This is a genomic window from Streptomyces sp. TLI_053 (assembly GCF_900105395.1).
In the GTDB taxonomy this organism is placed as follows: domain Bacteria; phylum Actinomycetota; class Actinomycetes; order Streptomycetales; family Streptomycetaceae; genus Kitasatospora.
Window position 1 is genome coordinate 2,738,170 of the sequence record NZ_LT629775.1, and the last position, 14,944, is coordinate 2,753,113.

The 14,944-nt window shown below is 76.7% G+C and carries 10 protein-coding genes; 3 read left to right on the forward strand and 7 right to left on the reverse strand.

Annotated features, from left to right (window positions below; genetic code table 11):
* Positions 1-379 precede the first annotated feature (379 nt).
* The 7 genes from BLU95_RS10905 to BLU95_RS10935 form a co-directional block, all read right to left on the reverse strand.
* On the reverse strand, positions 380-1,741 hold the full coding sequence (locus BLU95_RS10905) for a DUF2252 domain-containing protein (RefSeq protein WP_093859843.1): 1,362 nt from the start codon (positions 1,739-1,741) through the stop codon (positions 380-382).
* A 392-nt stretch (positions 1,742-2,133) separates the two neighbouring features.
* The gene (locus tag BLU95_RS10910; RefSeq protein WP_197698745.1) at positions 2,134-3,747 is read right to left on the reverse strand and encodes a multicopper oxidase family protein; all 1,614 of its coding nucleotides are present in this window, start codon (positions 3,745-3,747) and stop codon (positions 2,134-2,136) included.
* Positions 3,744-4,400: a hypothetical protein gene (locus BLU95_RS10915; RefSeq protein WP_159424853.1), complete on the reverse strand. Its 657-nt coding sequence runs from the start codon at positions 4,398-4,400 to the stop codon at positions 3,744-3,746. The genes BLU95_RS10910 and BLU95_RS10915 overlap by 4 nt, the downstream gene beginning before the upstream one ends.
* A gap of 510 nt (positions 4,401-4,910) precedes the next feature.
* Positions 4,911-7,544 (reverse strand): FtsX-like permease family protein, encoded by a 2,634-nt coding sequence (locus tag BLU95_RS10920; RefSeq protein ID WP_093859845.1) that lies wholly within the window; start codon positions 7,542-7,544, stop codon positions 4,911-4,913.
* Positions 7,541-8,365: an ABC transporter ATP-binding protein gene (locus tag BLU95_RS10925; protein ID WP_093859846.1), complete on the reverse strand. Its 825-nt coding sequence runs from the start codon at positions 8,363-8,365 to the stop codon at positions 7,541-7,543. Before BLU95_RS10925 ends, BLU95_RS10920 begins: the two co-directional genes overlap by 4 nt.
* Positions 8,366-8,578: 213 nt before the next feature.
* A complete protein-coding gene (locus tag BLU95_RS10930; protein WP_093859847.1) occupies positions 8,579-9,370 on the reverse strand; it encodes an aminotransferase class IV in 792 nt (263 codons plus the stop codon).
* Between the two features lie 57 nt (positions 9,371-9,427).
* The gene (locus BLU95_RS10935) at positions 9,428-10,519 is read right to left on the reverse strand and encodes a GNAT family N-acetyltransferase (RefSeq protein WP_159424854.1); all 1,092 of its coding nucleotides are present in this window, start codon (positions 10,517-10,519) and stop codon (positions 9,428-9,430) included.
* Between the two features lie 529 nt (positions 10,520-11,048).
* Between BLU95_RS10935 and BLU95_RS45050 the strand changes: the two genes are divergently transcribed.
* The 3 genes from BLU95_RS45050 to BLU95_RS10950 all read left to right on the forward strand — a co-directional run bounded on the left by BLU95_RS45050 (position 11,049) and on the right by BLU95_RS10950 (position 14,887).
* Positions 11,049-12,425: a glycosyltransferase 87 family protein gene (locus tag BLU95_RS45050; RefSeq protein ID WP_286158624.1), complete on the forward strand. Its 1,377-nt coding sequence runs from the start codon at positions 11,049-11,051 to the stop codon at positions 12,423-12,425.
* The gene (locus tag BLU95_RS10945; RefSeq protein WP_093859849.1) at positions 12,422-13,600 is read left to right on the forward strand and encodes a glycosyltransferase family 4 protein; all 1,179 of its coding nucleotides are present in this window, start codon (positions 12,422-12,424) and stop codon (positions 13,598-13,600) included. The genes BLU95_RS45050 and BLU95_RS10945 overlap by 4 nt, the downstream gene beginning before the upstream one ends.
* 270 nt (positions 13,601-13,870) lie before the next feature.
* The gene (locus BLU95_RS10950; protein ID WP_093859850.1) at positions 13,871-14,887 is read left to right on the forward strand and encodes an ArsR/SmtB family transcription factor; all 1,017 of its coding nucleotides are present in this window, start codon (positions 13,871-13,873) and stop codon (positions 14,885-14,887) included.
* Positions 14,888-14,944 lie beyond the last annotated feature (57 nt).

Below are 14,944 nucleotides of genomic sequence, written 5' to 3' on the forward strand. Positions count from 1 at the left end.
TTCCCCGGCGGGAATGGCCCGGTGAACTCTCGGGACGAGGGCTCATCCCGGCCGGACGCCTCGTTGGTCGAGTGCCCAATTGCCCGTTGGCCCTGTTGGCCGGGTGACCAATTTCGCGAGCGCGCTATTGGTCAGACGACCAATCCCGCGCCGCCCCTTTGGTCGGACGGCCAACTGCTGGACACCCTGCCGATCGGCACCCCGACCCAGGTCACCACATTGGCCGTTGGTCGAACACCCAATCACCCGGGCGCCATATTGGTCATTTGACCAATATGGCGCGTTCCGATACTTCGGGCACCCAGCCCCCCCCCGAAGCCCACTATTGGCCAGGCTCCCAACTGTGCGGCCCCGCCCCGTTGGTCGAACGCCCAACTCCTCAGACGCCCCGGTGCGCCGTCACCGTGCCGGCGTCGACCGCCGCCAGCAGTTCGGCGTGGTCGGCGGCGGTCCGGTCGGCGTACCGGACCGAGAAGTCGGCGATGGCCTCGGCGAAGGCGTCCGAGCGGCCCAGGTAGCCGGCGACCGCGAACCGGTCACCGGAGCGGGCGTGAGCGCGGGCGAGGGTGCGGCCGCAGAGGTCGGCGTACTGCCGCAAATCGGCGGGCGTCATCCGGGCGACGTCCGCCGAGCCCTTCATGTCGCGCAGCTGGCGGCCGTAGAAGTGCCGCCCGGCCGGGCCGGTGGTCCAGCCGAGGAAGATGTCGCTGGCCGCCTGCATGAGGTGCTGCCCGGTGACGACCCGGCGGCCGCCGTGGACCACCGGGGCCTCGGCGGACGGCCGCGAGACGGGCAGGTGGTCCTCCAACACGGACCGCCCCGCCTCCTTGATCTGCAGGAACAGCGGATCGCGCTCGTCCCGCCCGGACAGCAGCAGGATGAAGCAGCGGGTGCCGACGCTGCCGACCCCGACCACCTTGCGGGCGACGTCCACCAGTTGGAACCGGTCGAGCAGGACGCGGCGGTCCTCGGCGAGGGTGGCCCGGTAGTCGCCGTAGATCTTGCCGAGCTTCCGCAGCTCGTCCTCCGGCAGCCGCTCGATCAGCGGCGGGTCGTCGACGATCCGACGCCGGCCGTCCTCGCCCTTCTCGGTGAGCTTGCCGAAGGCCTGGAGGCTGGTGCGGCGGCGGGCCTTGTCCAGGTTGGCCTCGACGCGCTTGCGGCGACTGGCCTTGTGGACCAGCGGCAGGATGTCCTCGGCGTCGATCCGGGCGTACCAGACGTCGAGTTCACCCATCCCGGCGAGGCGGCGCACGGCGACGGCGTAGCCCTGCGCGGCGGTGAACGCGGCCCGGCGGACCTGCTCCTCGCTGTGGCCGTTGTCGCGGGCGGCGACGGCGACGCTGGCGGCGAGACGCTTGACGTCCCACTCGAACGGGCCGGGGTAGGTCTCGTCGAAGTCGTTGACGTCGAAGAGCAGCGCACGCTCCGGCGAGGCGTACACGCCGAAGTTCAACAGATGTGCGTCGCCGCAGAGTTGGACCGTGATCCCGGTGTCCGGGACGGCCGCCAGGTCGGCGGCCATGACGGCGGCGGAGCCGCGCAGGAAGGCGAACGGCGACTCGGCCATCCGGCCGTAGCGGATCGGGCCGAGGTCGGCGAGCCGGTCCTCGGCCTGCCGGGCCAGGACGGCCAGCGGGTCGGGCCGGTCGGCTGCGGGGATCCAGGGGCCGTGGGCGGAACGCGGTACGCGTTCGCGGGCGGCCCGGCCGCGCCGCCGGCGTTCGGTCGGACTGGTCATGCGCGGCTCCTCGGTGCGTCCGTCCAGCGGTTCCCCCTCCGGCAGGACCCGGATGCTCCCGCGGTCCTCCCCGCGACGCTAGATCACGTCCGGCGACGCGGCATGTCGGGACCGGACGTCCCGCACCGGGAGCGGGCGGCCCGCACCGGGGCCGGGGCGGGCCGGACGGGTGGAGCGCCCGGACGGGGCGGCCCGGCGGGCCGGGCGTCCGGTCACCCGCCCGCGCTCCGCCGAACGGGCCGTGCCCGACCACGCCGCCCGGGCACAGCGGCACCGGGCAGAGCAGCACCGGACAGGACATCACCGGACGGGCAGCGCCCGGCACGGCAGCACCCGACAGAACACCGCCCGGAACCACCGCCCAGAACCACCGCCCGGCACGGCAGCGCCGGTCACTCGACCACGAAGTCCGCCATCATCGCCATGTCCTCGTGCTCCAGGTTGTGGCAGTGCAGCATGTACGTCCCCGCGTAGTCGGTGAACCGCACCAGCACCTCCACCGCCTCGGCCGGCCGCAGGTCCACGGTGTCCTTCCAGCCCGCGTCGTACGGCCCCGGGTCCTTGCCGTTGCGCGACAGCACCTGGAAGGCGTTCAGGTGCACGTGGACGGGGTGGTGGACGTCCGAGAAGAACCGCCAGATCTCGGTGGTACCGAGCGCAGGCCGGGCGAGCGAGCGGCCCGGCTCGTAGGGCTGGTTGTTGATCGTCCAGCCCGCGTTGCGGCTGCGCCGGAAGCCGAAGACCCGGGTGGTGACGGCCGCGGCAGGGTCGAGCCGCTCCAGGGTGCAGAGCCGTTCGGGGACCGTCGAGTCGTCGCGCACCGGCCGCGAGGAGACGTCGAAGAGCATGACCTCCTCCGTCCGGCCGCTGCCGAACCGGTTCATCAGCCGGACCTGGGTGCCGGCCGGGTAGCGGGAGAAGTCGACCACCAGGTCGAAGCGCTCGGCGGGCGCGATCTCGACCGCGTCGTGCGCGATCGGCTGCTCCAGCAGGCCGCCGTCGCCGCCGATCTGGACCAGGGCGCCGCCGCCGGACGGCTGCGGGTCGAGTTCGAGCCGGTAGAGGCGCGTGTTGGAGGCGTTGAGCACGCGCAGCCGGTAGCGCGCCCGGTCGACCTCGGCGCGCGGCCAGGGGGCGCCGTTGACCAGGACGACGTCGCCGAGGACACCGTTCATGTAGTCCTCGGTGACGCCGGGGACGGCGAGGGTCGCGTCGGCGGCGGGGTAGGCGAAGGAGCCGTCGGCGGCGAAGGACCGGTCGGCGAGCATCAGGGGGAGCTCGCGTTCGCCGCGCGGCAGCGGCAGGGCGTCCTCCTCCTCGTCGCGGACCAGGTGGAAGCCGGCCAGGCCACGCCACACGCCGGGGCCGGTGAAGCCCATCCGGTGGTCGTGGTACCAGAGGGTGGCGGCGCGCTGCCGGCAGGGGTAGCCGTACGTGCGCTCGCCGGTGACGGTCCGGGAGCGGTCCGCGGCGCCCGCCGTTCCCGCCATGCCCGCCATGCCCGCCATCGCGTGGCCGGACTGGTCGGCGTGGGCGGCCCAGGTGGAGCGGTCGGCGGACGAGCCGACCGGGAGCAGCAGGTCCACCGGGTAGCCGTCGCTCTCCGCCGGCGTGTGGCCGCCGTGGAGGTGGACCACCGTGGGCACCGCCAGCTCGTTGCGGTGCCGCACCACCATCTCCCGGCCGGAGCGGGCCACCACGGTCGGGCCGGGGAAGGTCCCGCCGTACGTCCAGGCCTCGGTCCGCAGGCCGGGCAGGATCTCCAGCCGGGCGATCTGCTGGGTGAGCTCGTAGTGGTCCGCGGTGGCGTCGGAGCGGACGGGGGCGAGCACCGCCGGAACGGGCAGCGGCACCTGGAACGCCGCCGGCAGCGGGACCGCGCTGCTCAGCAGCCGGCCCGGCCGCGCCTCGGCCAGGAGCCGGGCGGTCGCCGGACCGGCGAGGGCCCCGACGGCGCCCGCGCCGAGCACGGCCACGCCCGCACCGAGGAACCGGCGGCGGTTCACGGCGTCACCTCCACCGCGTCGGCCCCCGCGCCGGTGGGCCGGGGCAGCCGGCCGGAGCCGCCGTCACCGGCTCCGGCGGCCGGGCTCGCTTCCGGCCCCGCCTCCGGCCCTGCGCCCGGTCCGCCTCCGTCCGCGGCTTCCGCTTCGGCGTCCCGTCCGACGTCCGACGTCGCCGTCGCCCGGGGCACCGGGACCGGCCGCCAGGCCCCGACCAGGCCGAACAGCAGCCCGCTGACCAGCAGCACGCCCAGGGTGACGTGCACGCCGACCGCCCGTCCGTAGCCGGCCCCCATCTGCGCCCCGAACGCGGCCAGCAGCAGCGGGGTGGCGCCGAGCGGCCACCACGGCCCGCGCGCGCCGCCCGCTCCCCCGCCCCGGCGGACCAGGGCGGCCACCGGCAGTTGGGCGAGCAGCAGACCGCCCAGGGCCATCGCGGCCAGCTCGTGTGCCCGGAGCGCCTCGTAGTGGCCGTTCAGGAAGCTTCCGGCCAGCACCGTCTGGGCCAGCCCCAGCAGGGCCGACCCGGTCGCGGTGGCCCGCAGCAGCAGCCGCGGCAGGCGGCCCCCCGACGGAACGGCCGGGGCCGGGGCCGACCGGCCCACCAGGGGGAACGACGGCAGGCGGGGCGTGCGGGCCACGGGGGGACTGCTCAACGGTCGGCCTTCTCTCTGCCGGGCACCGCGGCGGAGCGGGCAGGCCGGGATGACGGGCATGCCGGACGCACTCGGCGCGGGAACGGGTGGGTGTGACGTGGCACTACGGACGCGCGCCACCTGGACGGACGCGGCCGTGAGCGTAACTGATCACACATCACTATCTGCGCGGATCAAGCGCTTTGCGGCTTACGGTCACTCTCGCGCGGCTCATCGCCGCGGCTTTGTCACCCGGACGGCCGGTACGACGGCCCCGCGCATTCCTCCACCGCGATCCCCCGTCGCACCCCGGCCTGCCCCCGCGCGTCCGGGGCCGTACGCGCGGGGGCGTGCATGCTCGCGTTACGCGCGGGCTCGCGTGCGCAGCCCCGCGCACGCGAAGGACCCCGGTCCGCCGACGACACCCCCGTCGCCCTCGATGGACCGGGGCCCGGACCCGAAGCCCGCCCCGCCTCGCGCCGCTCCCCGCCTCGCGCCGTTGCCGCTCGAGGCCGCTACTGCTTGCCGTCGCTACTGCTTGCCGCCGCCCATCGCGATCGGACGGGACCGCAGCAGCGCCCTGGCCGGCAGGGCCGTCGCGGCCAGGCAGAGCGCCACCGCCCCGGCCGCCAGCGGCAGCGCCGTCCCCGGCGGTACGTACGGAGTGGCGCCGGTGAGGCCCCGGGTGATCGGAACCAGGGTGACCCAGGCGATCACCGCACCGACCCCCAGACCGGTCGCGGCCACCAGCAGCGCCTCCCAGCGCATCATGTGGCGCACCTGCCCCCGGGTGGTCCCGGCCAGCCGCAGCAGCGCCACCTCGCGCCGCCGGTCGAGCACCGTCATCACCAGGGTGTTGGCCGCCGTGACCGCGGCGAACCCGCCGAGCACCCCGGCCATCACGGCGTTCGCCCAAGCACCCATCTCCTGGTCCTTGTCCGCCTGCGCGGCGAATCCGGCCCGGTCGGTGACGGTCATCCCCGGGACGCCGAGCCCCGCCAGCGCCCGGGCGACCGCCGCCCGGTCCGCGCCGGGCGCGTCCGCGACCAGCACCTGCTGGTCGTACGCCGAGGTGACGTGTTCCGCGACCGCCGCCCTCGGCAGCAGCACCTGGCCGAAACCGAGCCCGCGCCCGTAGGTGGCGACCACCAGCGGACGGGTCTCCGTCCCGTCGCCGAGCCAGAGCGGTACCCGCTCGCCCACCTCGGCGCCCAGGGCGGAGGCGAGGGCGGCGTCCAGCGCCACGGTGTCCGGGGCGCGGCCCAGGTCGGCGAGCGCGCCGGTGCGGACGTCGAGGTCGAGCACCCGGGGCAGCCGGGACGGGTCGCCGGTGACACCCAGCGCGGTGACCGAGTCCAGGTCGTGGCCGTCGCGGTGGACGACGCCGGTGCGCAGCACGCCGACGGCCGCCTCCACCCCGGGCACCGCGGCCGCCCGCTCGACCACCCCGGGGGTCCCGGCGGCAGCGGCGGCACCGGCACCGGCGGCGACCCCCGGCACGGCCGCCGGAAGACCGGGGCCGGTGGAGCCGAGCACGTGGTCGGCGGTGAGACCGGCCCGCACCTGCTCGCCGCTCTCGTGCCGGACGGTGCTCTGCATGAACAGCAGGGTGCCGCAGAAGGCCGTGACCATGGCGATCGGCGTGATCGCCGAGGCCAGCCGGCGGGCGTTGGCGCGGGTGTTGTCGGCCGCCAGCGAACCGGGCGCGCCGCCGGCCCGCAGCGGCACCCCGAGCAGTCCGGCCGCGACCCGGGCCACCCAGGGGCCGAGCAGGGCGACCGCCGTCAGGAAGCACATCACCACGCCCAGCGCGGTGTTGGCGGCGTCGGTGCCGTTCAGCCCGGCGGCGACCCCGGCGAGCACGGTGCCGCCGACGGCGAACAGCAGGCCCAGGCCGGTGCGGATCCACCCCGGCCGGGACGGTTCGACGGCGGCCGCGCCCAGCGCCTGGCTCGCCCGCATCCGGGCCGGGCGGCGGGCCGCGAAGAAGCCGGCCGCGAGCGCCGCGAGCGTGCACAGCACCACCGCCGCGAGCATCGGCAGCGCTCCGACGGACAGTTCGACGGCGGCGGGGACGGCCCCGCGCTCCACCATCCCGTCGAACCACCAGCGGGCCAGACCGAGGCCGGGCAGGATGCCGCTCGCGGCGGCGAGCGGCGCGACCAGCATCGCCTCGGTGGCGATGGTGCGGCGGATCTGCCGGGGCGTGGCGCCGACGGCGCGCAGCAGCGCGAACTCACGGGCGCGCTGGCCGGTGGCGAGCGCGACGGTGGAGACCACCACGAAGACGGCGGTCATGGTGGCGACGCCGCCGAACGAGCCGCCGATCCCGGCCAGCGCCTCGCGCGCGCCGGCGAGCTCCGGCTGCTCGACGGTGCCCCGGTCCCGGCCGGTCCGCACCTCGGCGGCACCACCGACGGCCGCCCCGACCTGGGCGGCGAGGTCCTCGGCGGCCAGCCCCCCGCGCGGCTGGACGGCGATCGCGTCCACCCGGCCGGGGTGGCCGGAGAGCCGGTCGGCCTGCTGGTCGGCGAACCAGGCCGTGGGTCCGGCCGACTGCGGGGCCGCGAGGCCGGAGATCCGGTAGCTCCCGCCGCCGCCCGGCGCGGTGAGCGCCACGGTACTGCCGGGGGCCAGCTGCGCGGCGCGCGCGGTGTCGGCGTCGAGCACGACCTCGCCGGCGCCGGGGGCGCGGCCCTCGAGCAGGCGGTCCTGCGGGCCGGCGATGCCGAGCGCGGCGAAGCCCCGGCCGGTGAGCTGCCTCTGACCGGTGGACTGCCCCTGGCCGGTGACCTGCCCCTGACCGGTGACCGGCGACGGCCCGCCCTGCACCGGGAACGCGCTGTCCGGGCGGGCCGCGGCCACCCCCGGCAGCGCGGCGATCCGCGCGGTCAGTGCCGCGTCCACCCGGGCCCGGTCGGGGAGGGGCTGCTCCTCGGTGTCGGTGTCGTCGCCCTGCCGGAAGGTGATGCCGACGGTCTGGTCGGCGGCCACCACCACGGGGGCGTCCGCGTACCGGCCGGCCGGCACCGAGGCCGTGATGCCGGTCTGCAGCAGGGTGCCGCAGGCCGTGATCACGGCGGCGGCGAAGAACAGGGCGACGAAGGTCCCGACGAAGGAGGCAGGACGGAAGCGCACCGAGGCGCGGGCGAGTCCGTTGCTCATGCCGCCGCCCCCAGCGGGCGCGCGGTCAGCGACACCATCCGGTCGGCCACCGTCTTCGGGTCCGGCCGGTAGAGCTCGTCGGCGAGGGCCCCGTCGGCCAGGAACACCACCCGGTCGGCGAACGAGGCCGCCACCGGGTCGTGGGTCACCATCACGACGGTGGCTCCCATGGTGTCGACCGCGGTCCGCAGCAGGCCGAGCACCTCGTGCGCGGTACGGGTGTCCAGCGCGCCGGTCGGCTCGTCCGCGAACACCACGTCCGGATCGGTGATCAGCGCCCGGGCGATCGCCACCCGCTGCTGCTGGCCGCCGGACAGCTGCCCCGGCCGACGCCCGGCGTGCTCCCCGAGGCCGACCCGGGCCAGCAGCTCCCGGGCCCGGGAGCGGTCCTGGCGCTCGCCGGCGAGACGCAGCGGGAGCAGCACGTTCTGCAGCACCGTCAGCGAGGGCAGCAGGTTGAAGGACTGGAAGACGAAACCGATCCGGCCGCGGCGCAGCTTGGTCAGCCGGTCCTCGCTCAGCCGGGTGATCTCCTCACCGCCCAGGTGGACCTCGCCGGCGGTCGGGCGGTCCAGGCCAGCCGCGCACTGCAGGAAGGTGCTCTTGCCGGAGCCGGAGGGGCCCATCACGGCGGTGAACGTGCCCCGGCCGAGCGCCAGGTCGATGCCGCGCAGGGCGTGCACCGCCTCGGCGCCCCGGCCGTAGCTGCGCCGGACGCCCCGCAGTTCGATCGCGGCGGGCGCGGCGGGCGCGGCGTTCCCGTGGAACGCGGCGGGCTGGCCGGTGGGCTCGGGCCGGAGGCGGGAACGGCGGGGTGACATGGTGGGCCTTCCTTCGTGGATCGTCGCCGGTGGTCGACGTGTTCCAGGCTAGGAAGGCGGGGTGCGGCGGACCATGGAGGCCACCGGCGGACGTGGGGTGGGGTTATCCCCCCCGGCCGCCCGGGGGTGGATCCGAACCCCGGATCCGAACCCCCGGTCCACCGGCAGTACCTGGGCCGTTCGGTACCGACCCCGCGACTCCGTGACGTCGGATCAGATCTCCTCCCCCGGCACGCCCTCGTAGGCGACGCGCAGCTCCGCGACGGCCGGGTGGGCCGGGTCGAAGGAGGTGCTGTCGATCGCCGCGATCGGGCGGACGCCCGCGCCCGCGTTGACGGCGACGGCGGCGACGAAGCCCTCCAGGCCGTCCGGGGCGAGCGCCTCGTGCCGCTGCGGGCCCCGGTGGGCGCGGGCGAGCAGTGCGGCGGTGACTCCGGGCAGCGCGGCATCGGTGTCCGGCCAGACCAGCGCGCGGCCGTCGTGCAGCGCGAGGTTCCAGGTGGCACCCTCGGCGAGGCGGCCGGCACCGTCCAGCAGCAGGGCGTCGTCGTAGCCGTCGAGTTGGGCGAGCCGGCGCTGGTGGAGCAGGCCGAACAGGCCCACGTGCTTCACCTCCGGCAGCTCGCGCCGGTACGCGGTGGTGCGGACCCGCAGCGGGCCGGGTGCGGCGGCCGGCGCGGGGCGGGTGGTGACCAGCAGACGGGGCGCGGCGGGGGCGGCCGGGCGTTCCAGGCCGAGCGCCGGGTCGAACACGGTCACCCGGACGATCACCGGCGCGCCGTCGGCGGGGAGCACCCGGCGGATCCGGGCCCGGACCTCGACGGGGTCCAGCTCGGCGCCGAAGACCGTGCGGCAGTCGCGGACCAGGCGGTCCAGGTGGAGCGTGAGGCCGCGGGCGCGGCCGGACTCGGCGCGCAGGGTGGTGAAGTGGCCGTAGTTGAGCAGGCCCAGGGCCGCCAGCCGGGCGGGGTCGGCGGGGCCGCCGTCGATCTCGATCTCTGCCATGCTGCCGAGTCTCCCAGGGCCCGGCCCCGGCCCCGGGCGGCAGCGCCGGACTCGGCCCTACGGTGCCACCGCGCCGGGGCGGGGGGCCGGTGCGGGGGCGGGCAGACCGACCTCGGGCGGGGTGGATCCGGGCGGAGTGACTCCGGACGGCATGGGTCCGGACGGCATGACTCCGGGCAGAACGGCTCCGGACGGGACCGCTCCGGACGGAGCGGACGTCCGGCCGGCGGCACCGCGCCGTCGCTCGAACCGCTCGAGCCAGTGCGCCAGCCCCTCCGGCTCCCCGCCGTCGGACCAGCGCCAGGCCTCCGCCCACCACTGCGGGCCGCGGACCAGCGGACGGCCGGCGAGAGCCAGGTGCAGCGCGAGCGTCGAGCGGGCGTAGTCGTGCACCCAGCCGTCCGCCTGCCGATAGGCGGCGGTCTCGTCCAGCCGCAGCCAGCGGCCCTCGCGGCCGGCGGCGAGCAGCGGCGTCCAGACCTCTCCGGCGGGGGCGCCCGACGGCCGGTCGGCGACCAGCAGCACCAGTCGTTCCTGCTCCTCCCGGACCCGGTAGAGCGGGAGTTGGGGCATCCGGGTGAGACCGATGGTGTGCTTCCAGGACCGCACCCAGAGGCCCCGGCGCAGGTAGTAGTGGACGGCCCGGGGCCAGGCCCAGTCCGCCTCCAGCCGGTAGCCGGACAGGCCCTCGGCGGTGGCGGCGCGGTAGACCCGGTCGAGGGCGGCGGCGGCCAGGCCCCGGCCGCGCGCGTCGGGGCGCAGATAGAGCGAGGAGACCGCCAACTGGCCCGCTCCCCTGGTCCAGTTGTCGACCGCGACGGTCCCGACCGGCCCGATCGGCCCAGCGGGTCCGCCGGGGCCACCCGGGGCGCGCGGGCCGCCGTCGCCCAGCAGCCAGTAGCGGCGCCGGTAGAGTTCGCCGCCCGGCCATTCGCGGCCGGACTCGCCGAGCCTGGCGCGCAGCCGGGCCTCTTCGGCCGGGCCGATCTCCGCCGGGTCGACCGGCTCGCCCAACTCCCCTTCGGCGCAGGCCGCGAGGTCCCAGAGCGCGAACTCGCGCCCCTCCCCCTCGGTCACCGCCCGCAGGGCGGGCGCCGCGGCCAATCGTTCCTGCACCCGCTCGACCGCCATGTCCCAGGACTTCACCACGCCGCCCACGATAGCGAGACATCGGCACCGTGTGTAATTCGTTGGACACCGAACGTCAGATCGGATACGAATTCCCTTGTCCGGACAGTCCGCTGCCGAGGAGGAACCCAGCGCCGTGCCCGTCGTCCGCACCGCCCGCACCCGTCCCGGAGCCCGGGGGCCGCCCCGTGCGCCCGCCCGGTGGTAGGGGAAACCCGACCGTAGGACTCGACCTGACCGCCATGACCTCGCTGACCTGCGCCGCTGCAATGAAGTGGTGCTGATTCACCGCGTCCGTACCCCGCGCCCGCCCGTTCCCGGCCCTGCCGTTCACCCCGACGTCCGCCCCGGCGTTCACCCTGCCCGCCACTCCGCCCGCCGCCCCGGCACCGGGCCCCGCCCCGAGCCCCGCCCCGGACCCCGAACGGGTCCTCGCCGACCCGGACCCCGCCCCGGTCCTCGGCACGGTCCTCGCGCCGACGGCTCCGGTCGGGCCCACCGCGTCCCCCGTCCTCCCGGCGGGCGGCGGGCGCTGTGGTGCGGCGGGTGGGTGCTCGCCGCCGGATGGGCGGGGGCGTTCCCGGTCGTGTCCGGGCTGGGCCCGCACCGGAGTTGGGGGCTGTGCGCGGCGGCGGGGTACCTGGCGGCGGCGGTCGCCGTGCTCGTGCTGCCCCGACGGCGGGCGCCCGCGGCCTCGGTGGCGGTCGCGCTCCTCGGCGCGGTCCTCGTGCCGCTGCTCCTCCTGGTGGTGGGCGGGCAGGGGCAGAGCGAGGTCACCGTCATCGAGCGCTCCGGCGCGTTGCTGCTCCGGCACGGTACGCCGTACCTGGCCGAGCCGCGCACGGTCGCGGAGGTCACGCCCTACCTCCCCGGGACGGCACTGTTCGGACTGCCCCGCGCCCTGTTCGGTGCGGACGGCTGGCCGGCCAGGGTGGCCGGGGACGCCCGGCTCTGGTGCGCCGCCGCGTTCCTCGGCTGCCTGGCCGCCGCCGCCCTGCCGACCCGGCACCGCCCCGTACGGCCCGGCCGCACGGCAAGGAGCGTGGCAGTGCGTACGGGTGCGCTGCCCGCCGTTCCGTTCGCCGTGCTCCCGGTCGCGGCGCTCGTCGCCTCGCCGGTGGTCGCGCTGCCGCTGTGCGTCAGCGGGGTCGACCTGCCGCTGACCGGCCTGTGCGTCCTCGCCCTCGCGCTGGCCGGCCGGGCCCGGCCGGTCGCCGCCGGGTGGGCGCTCGCCCTGGCCTGCGCGCTCAAGTGGACGGCCTGGCCGGCGGTCGCGGTGGTCGTCGCCCTGCTCGCGACCACCGCCGGACGGCGTGCGGCGCTGCGGGCCGCCGTGACCGCCACCGCCGGCGCGGCCGCCCTGGTGCTGCCCTCCGCGCTGCGCTCCCCGGGACCGCTGCTGCGGCAGGTGTTCGCCTTCCCCACCGGACGCGGCGACCTGCCCACCCCGGCCGGCAGCCCGCTGCCCGGACGACTGCTCGCCGACCTCGGCCCGGCCGGCTGGTACGCGGCCGTGATCCTGCTGCTGCTCGCCGGGGTCGCCGTCGCCCGCTCCCTGCTGCTCCACCCGCCACTGGACACCCGCGCCGCCTGCGACCGGCTCGCCGTCGGCCTCGCCCTGGCGTTCCTGCTCGCCCCCGCCGGGCGGTTCGGCTACCTCGCGCTGCCCGCCCTCCTGGCGCTGCTCCCCCGGCTCACCCCCCTCCCCCGCTTCCCCCGCTTCCCCCGCTTCCCCCGCTTCCCCGGCTCCGCCACCACCCGGTTCGCCCGAATCTCCCGGACCTCCCGGACCTCCCGGACCTCCCGGACCTCCCGACCGACACTCCTCCCCCGTCCGCAGACACCCCAGCCGCAAGCACCCCGTCCGCAAGCACCCCAGCCGCAGGCACCCCGTCCGCACGCACCCCAGGTGGTTCCCGCGCCATGACCGGCACCCTCGTCGTCACCAATGACTTCCCGCCCCGTCAGGGCGGCATCGAGACCTTCGTCCACGCGATGGCCACCCGGCTGCCGGCCGGGGAGGTCGTCGTCTACACCTCGGCCGAACCGGGTGCCGAACGGCACGACGCCGCGCTGCCGTTCCCGGTGGTCCGCGACCGGTCCCGGATGCTGCTGCCCACCCCCCGGGTGACCCGGCGGGCCGCCGAGATCGCCCGGGCGCACGGGTGCGACCGGGTCTGGTTCGACGCCGCCGCCCCGCTCGCCGCGATGACCCCGGGGCTGCGGCGGCAGGCGCCCGGCATACGGAGGACCGTCGCCACCACCCACGGCCACGAGATCTGGTGGGCCCGCACCCCCGTCGCCCGGCGCCTGCTGCGGTGGATCGGCGACAGCGTCGACGTCGTCACCTACCTCGGCGCCCACACCCGCGCGCGGATCGCCCCCGCGCTCGGCCCGGCGCCCCGGCTGGAGCGGCTGGTCCCGGGCGTCGACACCGAACTGTTCCGCCCGGGGACGCGCGAGGAGGCCGCCGACCCGCGTCCACCGGTGATCCTCTGTGTGGCGCGGCTCGTCCCGCGCAAGGGGCAGGACGCCCTCGTCCGGGCGCTCCCGCTGATCCGGCGCAGTGTGCCGGGGGCGGTGCTGGTCCTGGTCGGCCGGGGCCCCGACGAACGCCGGCTGCGCGAACTCGCCCGGCGGCACGCCGAACCCGGCGCGGTCGTCTTCGCCGGCGGCCACGAGCACGCGCTGACGCCCGCCGACTACGCCTCGGCCGATGTGTTCGCGATGCCGTGCCGCACCCGCCGGGGCGGACTGGAGGCCGAGGGCCTCGGCATCGTCTTCCTGGAGGCGGCCGCCGCCGGACTGCCCGTGGTGGTGGGCCGCTCGGGCGGCGCGCCGGACGCCGTTCTGGACGGCGTCAACGGCACAGTGGTGGACGGCCGCGACCCGGTCGCCGTCGCGGCGGCGATCACCGGCATCCTGCGCGCCCCCGCCGCCGAACGCGACCGGATGGGCGCCGCCGGCCGCCAGTGGGTCCGCACCCACTGGTCCTGGGACACCACCGCCGACCGCCTGGCCGCCCTCCTCGCCCCACCCACCCCGCTCGACCCACCCACCCCGCCGGACCCGCTCGACCCGCGCTCGGCCGAGGCCCGGTGAGGCCACGTCAGGCCAGCTCAGCATCAGTGAGGCCGCGTCAGACCGGACCCGGTCCGCCGGGCGGCGCCGGGCGTCCGGATCCACGGACGCCCGGTCGAGGATCGTGCCCCGGCCCCCACTCCCCTCGTGGTGGGGGCCGGAGCTGGCCTCCGCCGCGCCGACGAGAGAGAGCATGCCAACCGGAGCGGCCGAACGGCCATGCATTAGCCTCTGGGCCTAATAGTCGACAACGGGGCAGGTCAGAACGACTGCGGGGGCGGAGGAAGGTTCGTGATCGCACTGAGGTTCGGGGTCGCGGACCTCGCGAGGACCCGGTTCGTCATATCACCGTTCGACCATCTGATGGCCGGTTCGGCCCGGTCGGGTGTGCACCAGGGCAGCGGGTCGCGCGGCGAGCGCTGGTGGCGGGACGTCCGCCGGCACGTGCCGCACCGGGCCGTGCGCTTCCTCGAGGTGGTCAACGCGAGCCCGATCGGCGTCCCCGACTTCCTGGTGGCCGACCTCGACGACGTCCGGCGGCAGCTGACCGACGAGCTCGACGCGCTGCTCTCCGTCCCGCAGCAGGCCGTGGAGGAGGGGGTCGCGATGTTCGGCGACGGCGACGGCGCCGGCCTCCCGGCCGCCCTGGCCCGGTTGCGCGAGGACGGCAGCCGGGGCCTGCTCGAGGTCGCCGACGGCGCCTGGGCGCTGTTCCGGGCCTGCCTCGCCCCGGACTGGCCCGACATCCGCCGCGCCCTGGAGGCCGACATCGCCGCCCGGGCCCGCACCGCCGCCCGCTCCGGGATCGGCGGGATGCTCGACTCGCTCCACCCGAATGCCGTCTGGCGGGACGAAGGGGTGCTGGAGTGCACCCTCGGCGACCTGGAGGGCTCCTTCGAACTCGGTGGCCGGGGCCTGGAGCTGCGGCCCAACTACTTCGTCCAACGGAGCATCAGCCTGCTGGCCGGACCGGACCGCCAGAGCCTGCTGCTGCACCCGATCGCCGCCCCCGTCGCCGCCCCGGCCGCCGGGCCCGCGACCCGGTCACCGGCCGCCGACGGCCTCGCCGCCGTGCTCGGCCCGGCCCGGGCCCGTGTCCTGCGCGTCGTCGCCGGCAGCGACTGCTCCACCACCGAGCTCGCCCGGCGGCTCGGCGTCACCCCGCCCTCGGCCTCCGCCCATGCCGCCGCCCTGCGCACGGCCGGCCTGATCGCCACCCGCCGCGAGGGCAGGCAGGTCCGCCACACCCTCACCGACGTCGGCCACGACCTCCTCCTCGACAACCCTCCGCTCCGGCCGGCGGCCTGAGCGTCGTTCGGCGGCGGCCCCGCTCGCCACCGCCGGCGGCGCCGGGAGCTCGTCCAG